Source organism: Enterococcus sp. AZ011 (genome assembly GCF_050548355.1).
Taxonomy (GTDB): Bacteria; Bacillota; Bacilli; order Lactobacillales; family Enterococcaceae; genus Enterococcus; species Enterococcus faecalis.
The window spans coordinates 2,044,288-2,064,867 of the sequence record NZ_CP172959.1; the positions used below are offsets into that span (position 1 = coordinate 2,044,288).

Here is a 20,580-nt window from a genome sequence, read left to right on the forward strand (position 1 = left end):
AGAAAAACTTTAGAGAATTGGTCCTTCACTAGCAATTTTTTCTTTTTCTTCAATCCTATTTGGCTTTTATTTAAAATTTTTTACATCAGTGATAATGAGAAAGTTTACTATAAACATTCAGTAACAAAAAACAGTCGCAACTAAAACACGTTGCGACTGTTTTTATTCGCTTTTTCTTTGTTTCGTTTGTTGTAGCTCTTTATTAATTCGGACAATTTCGTTGCCAAAATTTTGCCAGTCACTGGCTCGCGGGGGCGCTAACCAAATTAAACATTTTACTGAAAATAACGTTTTTGGTAAATAATCCGAAACTACTAAATCAGTATCTGGTCGAATCGCTGAATGAAAGTGAATGCTGAAAGATTCGAATATTTTGATTTGTTCTTTGATAAACTGAGTATATTTTTCTCCTTGCGTAAAATTCACATAAAGATTGATCGTGCTTTTTTCATTCCTTTGGTCATAAAGACGGGATAACACTAATAGCAAATCAAAAAATAAAGAAAGCTTACTAAACTCAAACGCCGAGCAATCCAACGCAAATAAAAACTGACGACAGCTATTAAAAACAATTGGGTAGCGTTCCTGAAAAAATTCTAAATCCATAATTCGTAAGGTGATATCGATGAACGGCGTAATAAAACGATGTTGATAAATAATCGGAACAATTTCTTGATAAAATTCTTCGTCCGAAATTGTAAACGGCATATAAGAAAAGAATAATGTTTTCGTAGCCGTAATTGCCTCATTGTGAGAACTCAGCAAATGTTCCGAAATAAGTTCACTTTGATAGACCGATAAATTGCCGATAATTCCTTGAATTTCTGCGTTTTTCTCTGCATGAGTCGCCTTCATCACTTCGTTGATCCAACTTTGAATTTCTTGATAAATCGAACTTTCTTCATCAAAAGCGAATGGATTTTCTTCTTGGGATAAAAAATAATTAGCTTTTCTCTGCGTTCGTTCTAACGCCACCAATACATAATGTTTAAATAAATGAAAATTAGTGATATTTTCATAAGAGCCTTTCAATTGAGCCAATAATTGGTTAACTGCGCGAAGATCTGTTTGATTATATAATTCTTCAGAATCTTTGTAAATTCGGTAATAAAGCATAGTAAAATATTGTCTAATCGCCATTTCATTGCCGCTAAGTTGTAAATTTTTGGATAACTTAATACCGTATTGACCTAATTCTTTCCGGATATGGTCAACAATTTTGTATACAACCGTTCGACTCATCCCGTGCTTTTCACCGTATTTTTTGATTGAGGTAAACTGATGAAAGAAAATCGTTTTTAATAGATTAAATTCTAACGAGTCTTTTAAATAATATTCTTCAATAATACTTGAAGAAATACGAAGGCTTTGAGATAACAAAATTTCATTATTTTTTTCACTGATTTCCATCTCATTAATCAGACCAAAGCGTTGCAAATCTGCATTGATTTCTGTTATGTTCCGTTCTAGCAAATAAGGAGAAATAGCTAATTGCTTACATAAACGATCTTTTCGTTCAGAAAATGAATATTGTTGCTCTAACTTTCTAATAATCGCTAATTTTAAATTTTCCCGATCATCTAATAACAAGAATTCCATTTAAACTCTCCTTGTTCCATACAAAAGTGAGCCTGACAGGAAGCTTAAAGTGGTGCCAAATTGAGAGGACCCACTTGCCGCTCCTCCAGTAATTTCCACTGGGGCTATCGTATCTATTTTTTTCAACAACTCATCATTTAACAGCACCTTTTTATTTACTCGTTCCTGTTCAATTTTATTTTTCTTTTTCTCCTGTTTTGTTTGTTGCTCCTTGTCCTGTCTCGAGGCAATAATTGGTCTTTCTGGGCCAATCATTGCTTGACTATAAGGAAGCTCTGCAAGCATATTCCCCTCTGCAGCAAAATTAGTAGGGTTGACATACACCTTCGCAATAGAAAGGTATGACTCGTAACGGAAGGTTACAAAATAAAGGCCTACTTTTTGAGTATTTACATTATTTTCTATAATTACATTTTCTAAATTTAAAGGGCGACCCTCTTTATCTTTTAGAAAAACGACATTGTCTAATGGTGACCATGCTTGATTAACTCCTAAAAACGTGTCTTTTAATTTAAGTTCCGTTTGATTTTCTTTGACCGTAATGGTTGCTGTTTCAATTTTGCCATCCACTTCATAAGTCACGGTGTATTTGCCTGGCGTTGTCGCTTCGTTTGCATAGCTATTCACTGAAGCAATCAACATTCCTGAAGAAAGAAATAAGGCTGTGCCGATACTACCATAATAAATAGTTCGCTGGTTCATCTCGTTTATTATTCCTCCAAACTATTTCATAAAAATAACTATCTTAACAGAAAAACCTGCTAATAGGTGTTCTTAAAATAAAAGTCACTTGTAAAACTTCCTATTTTCCAAGGAAACAGCTACCCTCATTCATGCACTTATTCATCTTTTAAGCGTGGAACAAAAGTTACTTTAAACTTTTGCCCCACGCTCATTTAATTATTTTCGTTTCTTCTTGATGACTATACCACTAATAATCACAATAAGTAACACAACAAGTCCTAGCACACGATATAGACCATTAGTTTGTTCTCCCGTTTTGGGATAACGTCCTTGCTTGTCAGGTTTCACAATATGTGTGACATACTGACTACTTTTTATCGTGGTTTGATTCGTTGAGGAACTAGTCTGGTTGTTCTCATTTTTATCTGGTAGTGGTGTAGGATTACGATCAATCACATGAACAGTTGCTACTGTCGTCAATTGACGAGGTGTTTCGTTTGAAAACATTGAGAAAAGTCGTGACTGCACAGCTGGTTTGGTTTCATTAACTGGCTCAGTGGTATAGGAAATCTGGTACTCTCCTGTTTTCTTTGTATCAACTTCCCCTTTTACTTGAACCTTATCAAAGGATATAGCATGACCGTCACGATCTGTCGCTGAAACGAAATTATCTTCTGGTTTCCACGAATCACCAACATAAATCGTTGAATCTTTGACCTCTAACTTAGATTGGTCGGGTTTGACAGTCACATTAGCTGTTTCTTCTTTACCTTCGTAACTGTAAATGATTGGGTAAATGCCCGCTTTGGTGTTATCAACTTGACCTGAAACAGTGATTTTTTCGAAGGGAACGTCTTGACCAGTTTTATCTGTTGCTGAAACAAAGTTCTCTTCTGGTTTCCATGAATCGCCGACATAAATCGTTGTATCCTTGACTTGTAAACGACTATCATCACGGACATGAACGATTGCTTTCGCTTCTTTTGTGCCATTTTTATAGACAATTTCATAATCGCCTATTTTATCAACATTCACTGTTCCCTGAACATCAATTTTTTCAAACGGAACGTCTTGACCTGTTTTGTCTGTCGCGGAAACGAAGTTATCTTCTGCTTCCCATTTATCACCCACATAAATTGTTGTATCTTTGACCTCTAACTGACTGTCATCACGGACATGAACGATTGCTTTCGCTTCTTTTGTGCCATTTTTATAGACAATTTCATAATCGCCTATTTTATCAACATTCACTGTTCCCTGAACGTCAATTTTTTCAAAAGGAACGTCTTGACCTGTTTTATCTGTTGCTGAAACGAAATTATCTTCAGGTTTCCATTTATCGCCGACATAAATCGTTGAATCTTTTACCTCTAACTTAGACTGGTCGGCTTTGACGGTCACATTAGCTGTTTCTTCTTTACCTTCGTAACTGTATACGATTGGATAAACGCCTGCTTTGGTGTTATCAACTTGACCTGAAACAGTGATTTTTTCGAAGGGAACGTCTTGACCTGTTTTATCTGTCGCTGAAACAAAGTTCTCTTCTGGTTTCCATGAATCACCCACATAAATCGTTGAATCTTTGACTTGTAAACGACTGTGATCAATTGTTTTCGTTAATGGAATTTTTAGTTGGTTGTCTCCTTTGACCAGCTTAATGGCTTTTCCTGTCAAATACTCTTCATCCACGGAATATTCCTGCGGTACATTCGTTACTCGCAAAGTATAATCACCTGTCATGATGGCATCAAAGAAGTATTGACCTTTTTCATCTGTTGTAAATTCGGTTGCTGTATGCGTGACATTATCAATTAGTTCAAAAGAAACCTTCGCAATTGCTTGGTTTTCATCCTCTATGTTATGCGTATAGAATGTGGCAGTTGCTAAATAAACAATACCTTCCGCATCGCCTTCTGAGAATTTCAATGTGATTGGTGCAGTGGTGACTTTTTTCTTGTTAGCAGACATCTGGTCCAATGTTTCAGAGTCGATTGTTGTTTCTGTATAGATTTGGCCAGCGTTTGCAGAGACAGTATTGTATTCAATCGTAATGTTTTCTGTCAATGTATAGTCTTTAAAAATGACTTTCGCACCGTTTGTAGTCTTCTCTAATGAATAAGCATCTTCTGGCACGCCTTTCACGGTAATAGAATTCAAATCAATTTGAGCATTGGTTGTGCCTTTTGGTGTTAATTCAATCGTTGGATTTTTCACACGATGTGTTTTATTATCAATATTTTTTGTTGTTACTGTTGTTTTTGTTACATTTTTTAATGTTGGATTCGCCGCTTGTGTTGCACTCAAAATGTCTAACGCTTCATTTTGAACAGAAACCGAAGCAGACCCTTCATTATTATTCGATTGTGGTTCTTTCGCTGTCCCTGTTATAGAAAGAGTTGGCACGTCGATCCAGCCATTGGCGTTTTTATACTCAATAATGTAACGTTTGTTGGTTTTTCCAAAATCAAACGTGTAACTATTGGTATTTTCGTCAAAAGTAATCGTTGGATATCCAGGGCTGTTTGGCGTCATTGGTTTATCAAAGTATTGACCGCGGTCCCAGTATTGTGGATAAATTGAATCTACCTGATCGTTTGAAACATCATAAATGTCAAAAAGAACATCGGCGCCAGCTGGAATTTTTGTACGGACGCTTAGTGAGTCAAAAGAATCATTTCGTGCATTGACAAGGAATTGATTTTTACTACTTTGAAGTGTTCGTTCTGAACCAATGTGTCGATTGGTATTTACTTCTGTTTCGATAGGGGAAATGCCATCAGCACTCATTGTCACAGGAATTTTATCAAAAGGAATACTTTTATCTTTTGGTAAACTATCTGGCACGTAATTAAAGCCAATTGGAATTTCAATCTCATTTGTAATTGGCGTAGTGAACTTAATGATCGAACCATCTGAGGTTGGTGTGACTGTATAATCTTTCCCTAAAACATAATATGAAAAATAAATATCTTTTGTGGCTCTAACAGATAGATATTGCGGATGTTTTATTTTAATCTCTAAATTTTCAATGGGGTTGGCCTTACTACCTGCTACAGCAATTTCGGTATCACTCATATAAGCACCGTTTCGATCATAATTTCCCCATGTCGCTTCCGCATTCGTAGGATTTAACATAGCGATTGGCTCCACGTATTGATCAGATAGTAACTGAATGGCTTTATTGGGACCAATTACAGGTGTACTTAATGATAGATTAATATCTTTCTTGTCAAAATCCATTGTTAAATCAGAAATATTTATTCTTAAATAGCTATCTTTTGTGGCCGTTAAGATAAGCTTGCCACCTTCAGTTTTAATATCAAAATAGTCTTCCAATTTTACATTTTCATATAAAGGACCATACGCCGTAAATTTAGGATTCTTAATTTCTTGACCGTTTGTACTCTCTAATACGATTTGTTGACCCACTTTTGTTTCTGTTAACGTGCCATAAATTGTTACATAATATTTCCCTTTGCTTTGAAAACTGATATAGGACATACTACGCATTTCACGATCAGCAATTACTTTACTTGTTTGACTCGTCTTAGCAGTAAAATCGGTTGTTTGTTTAGTTCCTGTCGTACTTTTTAACGAAAGAGAACCTAACTTGGTTGTTGGATATTGCTGATAAAATGAATAACTGTAGTCCGAAACACTCTCTAAATAAATTGTCCGATTAATCGATAAAGAATAGGATTTTTGTTGATTCATGTTTGGAACAGTTACAGCAATCCGCCCGAGTGAATTATCGCTTAATGTATAATCTTTGCCAGGTGTTAACAGGGTTTGCGTTTCTGGTAAAATTTGACCATTAATGTCGACATCGTAACTGAAAACTTGAGGTTCCAAGTTATCTTGTTTTCCAAAGACAGCGCCTGGTGTCTCTGTTGTCAATAATTCTAATGTTTGATTGCCAGTTAACGTCCGGTCTAAATTATAAAAAATTTCGCCATCTAACCCTGTCGTTCTGGTTCGTTCGTTATATTGAATTGGTTCTACTTGTTCATATAAATCAAACGAGTAGGTTTTTTTATTTTTTCCTGGAGTTTCAATTTTGATTAATGGTTCCGCCTCTGTTGTTAGATAACTTTTTAGTTCTACTTTAAAGGAGGTATCCGAAACTCGCTGATTAAACGTAATACTTAATGTTTTGGTTGCCGCATCGACTGCCCAAGTTGCGCCAATGCCTGTCACATCTCCGCTAACAGTTGAATAACCTAAATGTTCTGGTAATTGAACTGTATAAACTGATCCAGGTGCATAACCTGTGTTTCCAACAGCAAATTGGAACGTAGCGGTTACCGGTGTTGTATTTAATTCGCGGTGAACCTCTGTTTGGCTGTATTCTGTTCCACCAATCGGCGCAAGACTCATACTGTCAAGTAGTTCATCTGTAATTGGCGCTTGAACATCTGGTAGGGCTTTTTCATTAAGTGAGGTGTCCTTGTCCTCCGTTGTTTGTTGTTCAGATGGTGTAGCAGCATCACTGGAAGCTGTTGTGCTCGCCTCTGTGGTTTGCGATTCAGTTGTTGCAGTTGGTTGATTCATTTCTGAAGTAGTCGTTGTTGCTAAAGGTAAAGATGGTGTTGAGTTCGATAACTCTGCCTCTTTTTTTACTGTATCAGTGGTCTCTGTTTGTGCTTCTGTCGTTGTTACAGCATAGGCATTTGCGGCAAACCCGAAATTTTGTGCGAGAAGTATACTCAACATCACAAAAGAAAAAGTTTTTTTCTTCATACTAATCCCCTTTCAATAAAATTCATATAACCTAATAATAGCTTGTTAAAAATGAAACAATTGATTAATTTTTTTTGAATCTTCGAAAAAAAAAAACAGCTTTTCATAAAAAAATACTTGGAAAATCAGCCACAATCACTGTTTTTCCAAGTATTTTTTTATTAATATTTGTAAATTATCGTTTCTTTTGACGAAAAACGACCACGAAATAAACTGCAATAAACAATAACACTAAGAGCGAGTTACTATTTTTAATGAAAGTTAAAAATTGACTTGTTTGCGTTGAAATACCTTTGCCGCCAGTCAATTCTAATAAAAATTGTGTCGTGCCACCTTTGCCTACTACAGTGACTAACATAAGCGCCATCAAAATAAATTGATGGAATAAACTCCCTTTTGTTTGTGTTGTATATTTGATAAGGATGCGGCTATCTTTTGGCAAATCTGTCTCTTGATAATATCGCCTAGCTAAAAAGCTATTCAATGTGCTTTTGAAAAAACTCAAGAGAAACAGGCCTAAAATAGTCCACGAGGTAAGAAGTAATATTCCCAAACTTCCCGCCAGACCAATCATTGGTATGTTGTTTGACCATTGTTTCGTTTTACTAGCTACAATCATTGCAAAAATCATCCCTAAAACATAAGGTAAATAGAGATAGATGCCCATATGAGCTCTGCCGTAAACCCCTGCAACATAAATGGAACCAAATAAAAATAAATAGTTCCCGACAATCCCGTTAATCAAGGTCGCAAGATTCATTTCTAATGATACTTTATACGCACCGCGTTTGCCATAATGACTAACGAAAAGGACAGCCACCACAAAGAAACAGCAGGCGCCAACAATCGCATAATCAAATTCCACCGCATTCGTTAATAAGCGACCACTTCTTAATAAAAGTAATAACACAAAAAAGATAACAAACAGAATTAATTCTTTTCGTGAAACTTCTGCTGATTCTTCTTCTAGCTCGTTTAATGAAACAGGATAGCTCTTGATTGCTACTAAAGCAACCAGAAAATAGAGCGCGTACACCAATAACGCCAGTCCAATCTCAGTCGCTTTAAAAAATAAAGCGCCAAATAAAACAGCGGTCAATAAGACTGTCGTTAAAAGATTACTATGACTGATTTTTTGACCTTCTTCTTTCAAGAAAAAGCGAATTGTTTGATTACTTGGTGGCAACAACGCCCCACTAAGTCCTAATAACATTCCTGAAATACTATAAAGTGGGAAAGAATAAGCGCCGGCGATCCCAATTAAGGAGCCTGCCAAGCCTAACAATAGAGAAATCTTTAGTAGACCTAGACTAGTTAAAGACAAATTAATTCCTCGAACCAGAAAAATGCCTGTCATACGCAATGTATAAAATAAGACAAATGGTAAAATTGTTAGAAGGTTGTGTCCATCACTCAATTGAATGTAAAGTAAATAAGGCACAACAATAATCGTATTACTTAGTAAACTTAATGCTGTATTACCAAGACTTTCAATTTTTTTATTCATTTTGACCTCTTCTTTTATCTTTCATTTTCTATTATTTTTAGGGTAGCATTGTTTACTTTTTTTGTCCATAAAATAACAGATGTAGCAATTTCCTAATGTCTATTTTCCACTATTACGTATAATAGTTAATGACGACTGCTTGGACTTTCTCTGTTCCGTCATTTATATACGTGTGTACTTGATTAGCATCAAAATACATAGCGGCGTCTTTTGGAAGAAGGTATCTCTGACCGCCCACTTCAATAGCTAATGTTCCTTGAATAACCATGACATATTCTGTCGAACGTTTTGAATGCCCAACAGCTTGATACTTTTTCCCTGGATCTAATTCAAACTGAAAGAGTTCAAAGTTTCTTTCCTGGTTGTCTGAGTAGTAATTAAAGACTCGATAGGAGTGATCTTCAGAATGTTGTGTTACCGTCTCAGTTTTTTTTACCACGGGATTTTCTTTAACATAGTCACCTTCTAATAAATACGTATATGGAACATTGAGTCCATTACTTATTTTCCAAATTGTATTTATGGTAGGATTGGTGGTTCCTTTTTCAATCTGCGAAAGCATCCCTTTACTCACTCCGGTTATCCCAGCTAGTTCATCTAACGTAAGTTTTTTTTCTTGTCTAATTTTTTTTAAATTATTGCCAATAATTGTATTAATCTCCAAAATAGTTGCTCCTTCTGTTTCTTTTTATTATCTAAAAGTTTAATATATTGAACAAAAGTATTCTTTATTGTATTATACAATATATATCTTAGTTGTTCAAAAGGAGTGGTTAATAATGAAAACGCTCATTCGCTCGTTGTGTCTCATTATCGAAGGTCTAGATTTTCAGACACACGTGTTTAAATTTTATACAGAAAGAAGGAAAAAAAGAGAATGAACCACCAATTAGATGCACGCACTGGCATTCGTGAAGCCTTGCCAACGGTTTTTGGCTATATTGGTATTGGCATTGCTTTTGGTATCGTAGGACAAGCAGCAGGTTTTTCCCCTCTTATTGTTAGTGCGATGTCGTTTTTTATTTTTGCAGGATCTGCTCAGTTTGTAACAGTTAGTATGTTGACTGGTGGCAGCCCTATCTTATCTATTGTGTTAGCGACTTTCTTAGTAAATGCGCGTATGATTCTTATGGGAATGACCATTGCGCCTTACTTTAAAGCCGAATCTCTCGGTAAAAATCTCTGGTTGGGAACCTTACTGACGGATGAAAGTTTTGCACTAGGAATGAATAAATTAAACCACACCAAAGGACGTTTAAGTTTTGAGTGGTTTAATGCTGCCAATTTGATTTCCTATGCGACTTGGTTTTTTTCGACGATCATCGGTGCCTATCTAGGGCGCTTTATTGCAAATCCTCAAGCATTAGGTCTTGAGTTTGCGGTCGTGGCTATGTTCATTGGTTTACTCTATCTGCAGATAATTAGTGATCGTTCCATGAAAATTGCTTTACAACTCATCATGGTCCTGATTACTTTTGGGTTGATGTCTATTGGTCTAATTTTTATTCCCAGTAATTTAATTGTCTTAGTTGTCACGTTAATCGGTTGTGGAATAGGAGTGATGATAAAACATGCCTTCTTCTGAGTATCTCTTTTTAACAATTTTAGGCTGTACCGTTGCAACCTGGCTTTCAAGAATACTGCCATTTTTACTTTTAAAAAAAATCAGTCTGCCGCAGAAATTATTAGAATATCTAAGTTTTGTTCCCATTGTGATTATGTCCGCCTTATGGTTTAGTAGCTTATTTGAACAAAGAATAGGGCATTTACCAAGCCTCAATCTTCCTTATTTATTCGCTTCATTTCCTACCATTTTAGCCGCAATACTCTCTAAAAACTTATTGATTATTGTACTGGTAGGCATTGCTTCATTTGCACTAATCCAAAATTTCATCTAAAAAAACAGACAGGCACTACCAGATGGTAGTGCCTGTCTGTTTTTTAGATGCCAGCTGCAGGGATCGAACCTGTGACCTACGCGTTACGAGTGCGTTGCTCTACCAACTGAGCTAAGCTGGCCTGAAACAAATCTATTATAGGACTTTCTACTTTATTTGTAAAGTCTGTTTGTTATTTATTTATACAAAATCTCTTTAAAATAAGCCAAATAGCGACTTTACAAACTTTTTTCTGAAAATGTGGTATAATAGAGATATCAAGAAAGGATGGTTTTTTGTATGTCAAATTTTAATGGTATGGTTACTCCTGTTGTTCCATCGGATGCTGGTAAGGATTTCGCCGTTGACACCCATGTTACTTTTCTTGTTCACGGACAGCCACAAACAGGCGTTGTTACGAAACAATTAAAAAATGCCGCTGTCGTCGAAATTGACGAAACGCAAAAAAACAATCACTTAATGGTGCATAGCAATGGTGTGATTGTTATTAATTACAAACAATTGAAAAAGATTTAATTCTTCAAGCGTGGGAAATTTCCCCCGCTCTTTTTTATGTACAGAATTGGAATACTTTCCAATTCGTCGGAAACTATAATGCTGTAATAAAAGCAAAAAAACCAAAAATAATTCCGGGAACATTAGCAAAAATAATGGACTTATCTCGTGTTTCTCCATCGTCTCCATATAACCCATGAATCGTCCAAAAAATACAATTAATCATTGCCACTAATGGTTGCGTCGGATTGCCTTTTTCCCCATGTAAATTTCCATAAATTTGTGGAATATATGAAACATACATCAAAACTGACATCACACTAGCAATCACAGCGATAGCGTGTAAGACTTTTTTATTCTTTTTCATAGCTCCTCCTTTGTTTTTTTATTTTTTATTATACACCTAGAAAAGTTCTTTAAGCAAAAGAAAACCGTTAGTAACCATAATCGGTTATCTAACGGTTTTTTGTTATTATTTTGTTCCGAATAAACGGTCACCAGCATCCCCTAAACCAGGAACGATATAGCCGTCTTCGTTTAAGCGCTCATCTAAAGCTGCTGTATAAATATCTACATCTGGGTGCGCTTCTTGTAAAGCTTTCACACCTTCTGGAACGGCCACTAGACATACAAATTTAATGTTGCTAGCACCACGTTCTTTTAATGAATCGATGGCCATAATTGCGGAACCACCTGTTGCTAGCATTGGGTCAACAACAAATAATTGACGACTTGCAATGTCTTCAGGTAATTTCACGAAGTATTCATGTGGTTGCAACGTTTCTTCATCACGGTAAAGTCCAACGTGTCCAACTTTCGCTGCTGGAATTAATTCTAAAATCCCATCAACCATGCCAATGCCGGCACGTAAAATAGGAATGATTGCTACTTTTTTCCCTGAAAGTGTTTTTTGTGTTGATTTACCCATCGGTGTTTCGATGACAACATCCTCTAAAGGCATATCCCGTGATACTTCATAAGCCATTAACATAGCAATTTCGTTGACAACTTCGCGGAAAACCTTTGTCCCACAGTTCTTTTCGCGAATCATTGTTAGTTTGTGTTGAATTAGCGGATGATCAATTACTTGAAATTTTCCCATATCTATTCTCCTTCATTATTTTATTCTTTCTTATTGTAAAACAAAAGAGCCTAGGACACAAGTTGAATTCCTTAAATCCTAAGCTCCGACTCTTATTTGTACAGAGAATCGCGCTTCAGCTATCCCTGATGTTAGTTATATAATGGATATTTTTTAGTTAGCGCTGCTACAGCTGCTTTGACTTCATCATGAACTGCTGTATTTTCTGGATCTTTTAAGACTTGAACGATTAATTTAGCAACTTCTACCGCATCTTCTTCTTTAAAACCACGTGAAGTAATCGCAGGCGTTCCAATACGGATACCACTTGTTTTAAATGGACTTAATTGTTCAAACGGAATTGAATTTTTATTGACAGTAATATTTACACTATCTAAAATAGCTTCTGCTTCTTTTCCATTTAAACCAAAACCTGTCACTTCAATCAGTAATAAGTGGTTGTCTGTTGCCCCACTAATTAAACGAGCTTCTGGCGCTTGATTGAAAACTTTCGTCATCGCTTGCGCATTTGCAATCACTTGCTGACTATATTCAGCAAAACTTGGATCCAATGCTTCTTTAAAAGCTGCGGCTTTTCCGGCAATCACATGTTCCAACGGGCCACCTTGAATGCCTGGGAAAATACTACTATTTACTTTTTTCGCCAATTCTTCGCTATTTGTCAAAATTAAACCGCCACGAGGACCACGCAATGTTTTATGGGTCGTACTTGTTACGATATCAGCATACGGAACTGGATTTGGGTGCAACCCTGAAGCTACCAAGCCTGCAATATGCGCCATATCAACCATTAACTTGGCATCTACTTCATCAGCGATTTCACGGAAACGTTTGAAGTCAATCGTTCGTGAATACGCACTTGCGCCTGCAACGATTAGTTTTGGACGATGTTCTCTTGCTAAAATTCGCACGACATCGTAATCGATTACTTCTGTTGAAGGATCCACTCCATAACTGACAAAATTATAGGTTTTGCCACTAAAGTTAACGGGCGAACCATGTGTTAAGTGACCACCAGCTGATAAATCCATCCCCAAAATGGTATCACCTGGTTCAACCAATGAAAGGTATGCCGCTGTATTGGCTTGAGAACCTGAATGGGCTTGTACATTCGCGAATTTTGCACCAAATAATTCTTTGGCACGATCGATAGCTAAATTTTCTACGATATCGATAAATTCACAACCACCATAGTACCGTTTGCCAGGGTAACCTTCTGCGTATTTATTCGTTAAAATACTTCCTTGGGCAGCCATAACTGCTTTTGACACAACATTCTCAGATGCGATTAGTTCCAAGTTATTTTCTTGGCGCTCTTCTTCTCTTGCAATTGCATTCCATAAATCTGGGTCATACGTTTTGTAATCCATTCAAACAACACTCCATTTTGTTTTCTTTTGTCTGATTGTATCATACTTCTGTGTCAGCTTCGTTACAAATACCTCTTATTTTTCAAAAAATTTTTGATTAGCTGATTTTTTCAAGCGATTCATGTAAGCAGTGCCTAAACCAGTTTCTGCAAATCCTTGCGCAAAAATCGTGGTAGCTCCTTGCTCATCTAACGCTCTTAACCCTGCAAATAGTTCTTTTGTGGCATTTTCAACCGTTTCTGCACCATAAGAATAAACAAATACATTTTCTGTATCTAGTTGTGCTGCCTGTTTATCACTTAAAAATAAGCCGATTTTTTCCTGTTGTTCTGTTGCTTGCTGAATCGCCGCTTGCCATTCTGCTGTTTGACCGCTTATAATCCAAACTTCCGCATCAGGAGAATAGTGTTTGTATTTCATCCCTGGCGCTTTGGGTGCTGCAGTTTCACTAATCAAATGTGTATCGATTTTCACTTGAGGAATAATGCTTTCCAACTGCTCTTTGGTAATTGCTCCTGGTCGTAAAATAACTGGCACACCATCTTCCGCCGTTAAATCTAAGACCGTTGACTCCACCCCAATCTGCGTTGGGCCATCATCTAATATGGCAGCAATTTTCCCCTGCAAATCATGATAAACATGCTCTGCAGATGTTGGACTAGGCTTACCAGAAGTGTTCGCACTTGGTCCGACCAATGGAACATTGGCTTGTTCAATCAAAGCTAAGGTCGCTTGGTTATCTGGCATACGAAAAGCGACTGTCTCTAAACCACCTGTTACTGTTTTAGAAAATGTATCGCTAGGCACATTAAAAATTAAAGTTAATGGTCCCGGCCAAAAGGCAGACACCAATTTTGTAGCGACTTCTGGTAAGGTCGCCACGTATTTTTTGACCATCTCAACGTTGTTCACATGAACAATCAATGGATTATCACTGGGGCGGCCTTTTACTTGGTAAACTTTTTTTACTGCCGCTTCATTTAAGGCATCGGCACCTAAGCCATAAACAGTTTCTGTTGGAAAAGCCACTAGCTCGCCTGCTTGAATGGCTGCTGCTGCTTGGGCTATTTCTTGTTTGGTTAATTTTTTTGTTTCCATTGCAAATCGCTCCTTCTAGAAAAGTGGCGACGAAGAACCTTAGTTACTCGGCTATCGCGAGGCGATCGTTGCCAGATAAATCTTTTTCAATTTTAATTGTTTTTTGTGGATAGGCGGCGCTCAATAATTCTTGGAGGGCCGCGCCTTGTTGAAACCCTATTTCAAAATAAATTTTACCGTCTGCTTTAAGCATCGTTTGACTTTCATGAATTAATTGTTGGTATAAAGCCAAACCGTTATTTTCAGCGAATAAAGCGGTTTTAGGTTCATACGTTCGGACACTTGCATCCATTAAATGCCATTCTTGTTCACTAATATAGGGCGGATTAGAAATAAGCAGATCAATTTTTTCAGAAGCAACTGGCTGTAAGCCATTCCCATGATAAAATTCGATGTCAGCACCTAATACTTTCGCGTTTTGTTTAGCGACAGTCAACGCTTCCTCTGAAAGATCAATGGCAATAACTCGCCAGTTGGGCCGTGCCAGTTTCAAGCTAATCGCAATGACACCTGTCCCTGTTCCGACATCCACGACCGTCAAAGGAGTATCTGGGTTGGCTTTTAAGCAACGCTCGACTAATTCTTCTGTTTCTGGCCTAGGAATCAAAGTATGTTCATTAACAATAAAGGAATGTCCATAAAATTCAGCTTGTCCTAGTAAATATTGTGCTGGGTAATCTGTCAATAATTGGGCTAAATCCGTTTTTAATTGTTCCTCTTCTTCTTTAGGCATTTCTTCTTGCATATGCAGGAGCCACTGCGTTTTATCCCAACCTTTACGTTCTAAAAAAACATAGTGAATAGCATAGCCTTCTTTGCCTTGCGCCTCTAAAAAAGAAGAAGCCCAGTTAAGGACTTCAAAGTAACGTTTAGCCATTTTGCATCTCTTCTAATTTCGATGTTTGATCATATAAGACTAATGCATCAATGATTTCATCTAATTTACCAGCAAGAATCTGGTCTAGTTTTTGGATGGTTAAACCAATACGATGATCCGTTACTCGATTTTGTGGGAAGTTATACGTTCTGATTCGTTCTGAACGATCTCCGGTCCCCACCGCCGATTTACGGTTAGCATCATATTCACTTTGTGCTTCTTGTTGAATTTGGTCATACACACGAGCACGCAAAACTTTCATTGCTTTTTCACGGTTTTTTAGCTGTGAACGTTCATCTTGCATTGCGACCACGATTCCTGTTGGTAAATGGGTTAAACGAACAGCCGAAGCGGTTTTATTGACGTGCTGTCCACCAGCGCCACTTGCATGATAAATATCGACACGGATATCTTTATCAGCTAATTCGATTTCGACTTCTTCGGCTTCTGGCATAACTACAACGGTTGCTGTCGATGTATGAATCCGTCCTTGTGATTCTGTTGAAGGAACTCGTTGCACGCGGTGAGCGCCACTTTCATATTTTAATTTTGAAAAGACGTTATCTCCTGAAATCATCATAATTACTTCTTTATATCCACCGATTCCAGTGACGTTCGCTTCTAAAACTTCCACTTTCCACCCTTGTGCTTCTGCATATTTCTGGTACATATTAAATAAGTCGCCAGCAAAAAGTGCGGCTTCATCGCCACCGGCTGCACCACGGATTTCCATGATGATATTTTTATCATCATTTGGGTCTTTTGGTAATAATAAAATTTTAATGCGGTCTTCTAACACTTCTTTTTCTTTTTTCAAATCAGAAAGTTCTTCTTTCGCCATTTCGGCCATTTCCGCATCTAAGTTTTCACTTAAAAGTTCTTCGGCATCGCTAATCCCTTCAACAACTTGTTTATATCGGCGATAAACCTCAACCGTCTCACGTGTATTAGCTTCTTCCTTCGATAATTCCATGAAACGTTTTGTATCACTAATGACTGCTGGGTCACTTAATAATTCGCCCAATTCCTCATAGCGATCTTCAATAGATTGTAATTGATCGTACATAGTGTCTCTCCTTACTGTTCTTCATTCACTGTTTTTGGATGAAAATAATGTTTGCGACAAACAGGATAGTAGGCTTCATTCCCACCAATTTGGACTTGATCCCCTTCATAAACGGGTTTGCCATCAATATAGTGCAAGTTCATAGTTGCTTTTTTATGACAGAACCAGCAAATCGTTTTTAATTCTTCTAATTTGTCTGCATATAAAAGTAAATACTTTGAGCCTTCAAATAATTCATTTCTAAAATCATTCTTTAGCCCAAATGCCATTACTGGAATATCTAATTCGTCAACAATTCGTGCAAATTCAATGACATGATGCTTGTTTAAAAATTGACATTCATCGACTAATACGCAAAAAGGTTTGTAAGACAAATCATTAATCAAGTCAAAGACATTGGTTTCTTCAAAAATTGGAATAGCATCTCTGCGTAATCCGATGCGACTGGATACTTTCCCGACACCATCACGTGTATCTAGTCCACTGGTCATCAAAACAACTGGTTTGTCTTGTTCTTCGTAATTGTGTGCTACTTTTAAGATTTCAATGGTTTTACCACTGTTCATTGCGCCATACTTGAAAAATAATTGAGCCATGTTCACTACACCTTTCCGTTAGTTCCTTACGTATTTTACTATATTTTCAGCAAAAAAGCAGTATTTTTAGCTAAAATGGTCGTGCATTTTTCTGAAAAAAACAGAATCTACGCCAAAGTCATTTTAGCAGGGCTTTTTATGCTCCAACTAATGATCCTGCTAGTATGCAATAAAAAAGCCCGAAATTGTAGTTATTTGACTACAATTTCAGACTTTTTAATGCTAGTTATTTTTGAGCAGAGGCAAATTCTGCTGATTGCGTACCTGCTTGACGACCATAAATGATAATATCGGCGATGGCATTGCCTCCGATACGGTTTTGACCATGTAAGCCACCTGTTAATTCACCAGCAGCATATAGACCTTTAATTGGTGTGCCATCTTCACGTAAAACTTCTGTTTTCGTGTTGATTTTCACGCCACCCATTGTGTGGTGAATCCCTGGGGCAATTTTAATTGCGTAGTAAGGCGCTGTGCTTAAGTCAGCTTCCATGCCAGTTGTCCGGCCAAATTGTTTGTCATCTTTGGCATTAACATCTTGGTTCCAAGTATCAATCGTTGCTTTCAATGTATCGGCAGGCATGCCAATTTTTTCAGCTAATTCTTCAATCGTTTCACCTTTTTCCACGAAGCCTTTTTGATCATAGAAATCAATGGCTTTTGCACGGTCGCGTACGCCTTGGTCAAAGACTAAATAAGCTGATTTTTCTGGTAAGGCATTGATTGCTGCGGAAACTTTGTCGCGTGTATCTAACTCATTAACAAAACGTTCTCCTTTTTGAGAAGCCAAGATTGCGCCTTCTCCACGAACTGCTTCACCAATTAAGAAAGCATCGCTTTGTTGAACAGTTGGGTGAATTTGAATTTCTTTCATATCTACTAACGCACCGCCAACTTTTTGAATCATTTGGATGCCGTCACCTGTTGTTCCTTCTTGGTTCGTTGTAACATAGTTTTTCAATTCTGGTTTGTATTGTGTAATTAATTTTTCGTTGGCACCGAAACCACCTGTTGTGACAACGACTGCTTTTGCTTTAACTGTTTTTTCTTTATCATCTTTCATTTTCACTTTTACGCCATCGATTTGACCGTTTTCTTCAACTAAGTCTGTGACGTCAGCATCAACAAACAATGGAATTTTTTCTTCGCGAACGTTACGTACTAAACCGTCAACTAGATAGCCCCCAATTGCTGATCCGTCAGCAGGACGGTGTGTGCGTTTTTCGCTCATTCCACCTGTAATCGTTAAATTGCTCAATGTAATTCCTTTTGTATCTAACCAATCAATTGCTTCAGCTGAATGATCAACAAAATAACGTAGTAATTCTTGATCGTTGGTTCCTTTACCGCCTTTTAGTGTTTCTTCAAAGAATTTATCGTTGCTATCTTTAATGCCTTCTTTTTCTTGGAATTTTGTTTGTGAAGCATTCATTCCTGAAGACGATTTAATTGTATTCCCACCTGCAACAGGCATTTTTTCTAAAATAACTGGATTCATGCCAGCTTCTTTGGCTTGTAATGCAGCGGTCATCCCCGCACCACCTGAACCAACAATAACAACATCATAACTGTCTTTTAGTTCACTTGGATCTGTATAACCATTAGCAGAGGCACCAGATGTTGCTTCTGTTTTTTCAGAAGATGCTTTTGTTTTACCAGCGGCTTTTTCTTGATCGCTTGTACAACCTGTTGCTGCACCTAATAATAACCCTAGGGAAAGAACTCCCATTAACACTTTTTTCATTGTTTTCCCACCTTATAAACTATTGATTTCTACCAACACAATTTCTTATTTTTCATTTGAATAAAAATAACAGTTTGTTACATAAAGTGAACACATTCACATATCAACCGAAATAAAAAAGCTACCACTACTTTTTAAAGTTGTATCGTTAGACAAACTGACCAATTAGCAATAAGTTGTTTGGGGAACAACCTATTTTTCTATTCTTTCATAAAATATCATGTTCTCGCTTGTTTGTGGATGTTTTCCAATTATTTCTAACGAATTTCTTATTTTTATTTGTCATTTCAAGGATTTTCTGGCAGAATTATTCGTTTGAGGCGAAAAGTTTTGGTATACTTAGTTTAATTAGAATTGGGAGGTTATCTAGTGAACCATACACGTTTGCTGTGGCTGGCACAGCGAAAAAGCGATCGATTTATTCGCAAAAATTTTTCATCTATTCAAATCATCGTCGCTTATTACATATTAATGACGGTTATTTCTTATTTATTGTTTTGCCTCCCTATTTTCAGAGAACCTGACTCGCATGTTCCTTTTATTGATTTATTTTTCTTAGCAATCAGTACAGTCAGTGTTACTGGACTCACCACAGTCGATATTAATTCGGTTTTTAATGATCGTGGGATCGTCTTATTGGAGGTTCTTTTCCAAGTTGGTGGCTTAGGGATTATGATGATTTCAACGGTCTTTTTTATTTTATCAAAACGGCGAATCACATTAAAGCAACGTCAGTTAATTATGACTGACATGAATCAGCCGCGACTGAGCGGAATTGTTCGACTGATCCGCACTACTTTTTTGATTTTAATTTGGTTCCAAGTAATCTTCGGCTCGCTCTTTTCGATTTATTTTTATATAAGTGGTTATTATACGAACTGGCGAGATGCGATATTTTATGGCTTTTATCAAGCTATTTCTGCAGTGACTAATTCAGGCTTTGATATTTCAGGTGATTCAATTATCCCTTTTGCTCATGATTATCTCTTTTTACTGGCAATTATGTTCTTAATTTTTATCGGCGGAATTGGATTTCCCGTTTTACTGGAAATTCATGAGTGGTTACATTTTAAGAAAAAGAACTTTCGCAAGAAGAAACGAGGCTTGCCTTTCCGCTTTTCATTGTTTAGTAAAATTGCTTTGCTAGCGTTTATTGTTCTGTTTATTGGTGGGACTATTTTGATTTACTTATTAGAAAAAGATCACCTATTTTTGACAATGAATGAAAGTGGCCGTTGGGTAAGTTCGATGTTTTATTCGATGACTACACGAAACGCTGGCCTCCAAATTAATGATTTAGGGGACTTCCAAATTACAACATTGATTATTTTCTCTGTGTTAATGTTTATTGGTTGTAGTCCTAGCTCTGTTGGTGGTGGTGTTCGAACAACGACTGTTGCGATTATTGGCTTGTATTTGTTAGCCTTTTTAAAAAGTGAAGATGATATTAGCGTCTTTAGCCGTAAAATAGATGACGATGATGTCAAAAAATCGATTGTCGTCTTCATGTTGTCTTTGATTATGTGCTTTTTCGCTGTCGTCTTTTTGTCAGCAACTGAAAATCTGCCCTTGATTTCAATCATTGTGGAAGTCGCTTCTGCCTTTGGGACAACCGGTCTTTCTTTGGGCATTACAGACGATTTAACAACAGTAGGTAAATTAATGATTGCCTTATTAATGTTTATTGGACGTATTGGTATGCTTTATACCTTAATGATTTTTGTACCAAAAGAAACACGTGACTTAGGCTACGAATACCCTTCAGAAAAAATTATTATTGGATAAAAAAACAAAGCCTCTCAAG

General features: G+C 36.9%; 17 protein-coding genes and 1 tRNA gene. 4 read left to right on the forward strand and 14 right to left on the reverse strand.

What is annotated here, in order from left to right:
• Positions 1-162: 162 nt before the first annotated feature.
• The 5 genes from IGL36_RS09850 to IGL36_RS09870 all read right to left on the reverse strand — a co-directional run bounded on the left by IGL36_RS09850 (position 163) and on the right by IGL36_RS09870 (position 9,194).
• On the reverse strand, positions 163-1,599 hold the full coding sequence (locus tag IGL36_RS09850; RefSeq protein ID WP_002356635.1) for a helix-turn-helix domain-containing protein: 1,437 nt from the start codon (positions 1,597-1,599) through the stop codon (positions 163-165).
• Positions 1,600-2,301, reverse strand: a complete 702-nt coding sequence (locus IGL36_RS09855) for a bacterial Ig-like domain-containing protein (protein WP_002356634.1) — start codon at positions 2,299-2,301, stop codon at positions 1,600-1,602.
• Positions 2,302-2,499: 198 nt separating this feature from the next.
• Positions 2,500-7,023, reverse strand: coding sequence for a bacterial Ig-like domain-containing protein (locus tag IGL36_RS09860; RefSeq protein WP_159154274.1), 4,524 nt, complete (start codon positions 7,021-7,023; stop codon positions 2,500-2,502).
• A 175-nt stretch (positions 7,024-7,198) separates the two neighbouring features.
• Positions 7,199-8,530, reverse strand: a complete 1,332-nt coding sequence (locus tag IGL36_RS09865; protein WP_002398015.1) for a hypothetical protein — start codon at positions 8,528-8,530, stop codon at positions 7,199-7,201.
• A 112-nt stretch (positions 8,531-8,642) separates the two neighbouring features.
• A complete protein-coding gene (locus IGL36_RS09870) occupies positions 8,643-9,194 on the reverse strand; it encodes a helix-turn-helix domain-containing protein (RefSeq protein ID WP_002398014.1) in 552 nt (183 codons plus the stop codon).
• Positions 9,195-9,407: 213 nt separating this feature from the next.
• Between IGL36_RS09870 and IGL36_RS09875 the strand changes: the two genes are divergently transcribed.
• Entirely contained in the window at positions 9,408-10,115 is a 708-nt protein-coding gene (locus IGL36_RS09875; RefSeq protein WP_002379698.1) for an AzlC family ABC transporter permease, read from the forward strand.
• Positions 10,102-10,428: an AzlD domain-containing protein gene (locus IGL36_RS09880; protein ID WP_002398013.1), complete on the forward strand. Its 327-nt coding sequence runs from the start codon at positions 10,102-10,104 to the stop codon at positions 10,426-10,428. The genes IGL36_RS09875 and IGL36_RS09880 overlap by 14 nt, the downstream gene beginning before the upstream one ends.
• Before the next feature lie 48 nt (positions 10,429-10,476).
• On the opposite strand, the gene IGL36_RS09885 is transcribed toward IGL36_RS09880, so the two are convergent.
• Positions 10,477-10,549: transfer RNA gene (locus tag IGL36_RS09885), tRNA-Thr, on the reverse strand.
• Between the two features lie 158 nt (positions 10,550-10,707).
• Here IGL36_RS09885 and IGL36_RS09890 point away from each other — a divergent pair.
• Complete coding sequence (locus IGL36_RS09890; protein WP_002381528.1) at positions 10,708-10,944, forward strand: hypothetical protein; 237 nt, start codon at positions 10,708-10,710, stop codon at positions 10,942-10,944.
• A gap of 73 nt (positions 10,945-11,017) precedes the next feature.
• On the opposite strand, the gene IGL36_RS09895 is transcribed toward IGL36_RS09890, so the two are convergent.
• The 8 genes from IGL36_RS09895 to IGL36_RS09930 all read right to left on the reverse strand — a co-directional run bounded on the left by IGL36_RS09895 (position 11,018) and on the right by IGL36_RS09930 (position 18,776).
• A complete protein-coding gene (locus IGL36_RS09895; RefSeq protein WP_002356625.1) occupies positions 11,018-11,290 on the reverse strand; it encodes a membrane protein in 273 nt (90 codons plus the stop codon).
• 105 nt (positions 11,291-11,395) lie between these two features.
• On the reverse strand, positions 11,396-12,025 hold the full coding sequence (upp, locus tag IGL36_RS09900; protein ID WP_002356624.1) for a uracil phosphoribosyltransferase: 630 nt from the start codon (positions 12,023-12,025) through the stop codon (positions 11,396-11,398).
• A gap of 131 nt (positions 12,026-12,156) precedes the next feature.
• Positions 12,157-13,395, reverse strand: coding sequence for a serine hydroxymethyltransferase (gene glyA, locus IGL36_RS09905; RefSeq protein ID WP_002356623.1), 1,239 nt, complete (start codon positions 13,393-13,395; stop codon positions 12,157-12,159).
• A 75-nt stretch (positions 13,396-13,470) separates the two neighbouring features.
• Positions 13,471-14,493, reverse strand: coding sequence for an L-threonylcarbamoyladenylate synthase (locus tag IGL36_RS09910; RefSeq protein WP_002374278.1), 1,023 nt, complete (start codon positions 14,491-14,493; stop codon positions 13,471-13,473).
• Positions 14,494-14,536: 43 nt separating this feature from the next.
• A complete protein-coding gene (prmC, locus tag IGL36_RS09915; protein ID WP_002384181.1) occupies positions 14,537-15,370 on the reverse strand; it encodes a peptide chain release factor N(5)-glutamine methyltransferase in 834 nt (277 codons plus the stop codon).
• On the reverse strand, positions 15,363-16,436 hold the full coding sequence (prfA, locus tag IGL36_RS09920) for a peptide chain release factor 1 (protein ID WP_002384180.1): 1,074 nt from the start codon (positions 16,434-16,436) through the stop codon (positions 15,363-15,365). Before prfA ends, prmC begins: the two co-directional genes overlap by 8 nt.
• An 11-nt stretch (positions 16,437-16,447) precedes the next feature.
• Entirely contained in the window at positions 16,448-17,032 is a 585-nt protein-coding gene (locus IGL36_RS09925; RefSeq protein ID WP_002356618.1) for a thymidine kinase, read from the reverse strand.
• 226 nt (positions 17,033-17,258) lie between these two features.
• Positions 17,259-18,776, reverse strand: a complete 1,518-nt coding sequence (locus IGL36_RS09930; RefSeq protein ID WP_002356617.1) for a flavocytochrome c — start codon at positions 18,774-18,776, stop codon at positions 17,259-17,261.
• Between the two features lie 369 nt (positions 18,777-19,145).
• On the opposite strand from IGL36_RS09930, the gene IGL36_RS09935 reads away from it, so the two are divergent.
• A complete protein-coding gene (locus tag IGL36_RS09935; protein WP_010713181.1) occupies positions 19,146-20,561 on the forward strand; it encodes a TrkH family potassium uptake protein in 1,416 nt (471 codons plus the stop codon).
• Positions 20,562-20,580: the final 19 nt, after the last annotated feature.

Excerpts from the sequence above, each read along its gene's own strand:
- IGL36_RS09850 (WP_002356635.1), bottom strand. The coding sequence starts at position 1,599 with ATGGAATTCTTGTTATTAGATGATCGGGAAAATTTAAAATTAGCGATT.
- IGL36_RS09855 (WP_002356634.1), bottom strand. The coding sequence starts at position 2,301 with ATGAACCAGCGAACTATTTATTATGGTAGTATCGGCACAGCCTTATTT.
- IGL36_RS09860 (WP_159154274.1), bottom strand. The coding sequence starts at position 7,023 with ATGAAGAAAAAAACTTTTTCTTTTGTGATGTTGAGTATACTTCTCGCA.
- IGL36_RS09865 (WP_002398015.1), bottom strand. The coding sequence starts at position 8,530 with ATGAATAAAAAAATTGAAAGTCTTGGTAATACAGCATTAAGTTTACTA.
- IGL36_RS09875 (WP_002379698.1), top strand. The coding sequence starts at position 9,408 with ATGAACCACCAATTAGATGCACGCACTGGCATTCGTGAAGCCTTGCCA.
- IGL36_RS09880 (WP_002398013.1), top strand. The coding sequence starts at position 10,102 with ATGCCTTCTTCTGAGTATCTCTTTTTAACAATTTTAGGCTGTACCGTT.
- IGL36_RS09890 (WP_002381528.1), top strand. The coding sequence starts at position 10,708 with ATGTCAAATTTTAATGGTATGGTTACTCCTGTTGTTCCATCGGATGCT.
- IGL36_RS09895 (WP_002356625.1), bottom strand. The coding sequence starts at position 11,290 with ATGAAAAAGAATAAAAAAGTCTTACACGCTATCGCTGTGATTGCTAGT.
- upp (WP_002356624.1), bottom strand. The coding sequence starts at position 12,025 with ATGGGAAAATTTCAAGTAATTGATCATCCGCTAATTCAACACAAACTA.
- glyA (WP_002356623.1), bottom strand. The coding sequence starts at position 13,395 with ATGGATTACAAAACGTATGACCCAGATTTATGGAATGCAATTGCAAGA.
- IGL36_RS09910 (WP_002374278.1), bottom strand. The coding sequence starts at position 14,493 with ATGGAAACAAAAAAATTAACCAAACAAGAAATAGCCCAAGCAGCAGCA.
- prmC (WP_002384181.1), bottom strand. The coding sequence starts at position 15,370 with ATGGCTAAACGTTACTTTGAAGTCCTTAACTGGGCTTCTTCTTTTTTA.
- prfA (WP_002384180.1), bottom strand. The coding sequence starts at position 16,436 with ATGTACGATCAATTACAATCTATTGAAGATCGCTATGAGGAATTGGGC.
- IGL36_RS09925 (WP_002356618.1), bottom strand. The coding sequence starts at position 17,032 with ATGGCTCAATTATTTTTCAAGTATGGCGCAATGAACAGTGGTAAAACC.
- IGL36_RS09930 (WP_002356617.1), bottom strand. The coding sequence starts at position 18,776 with ATGAAAAAAGTGTTAATGGGAGTTCTTTCCCTAGGGTTATTATTAGGT.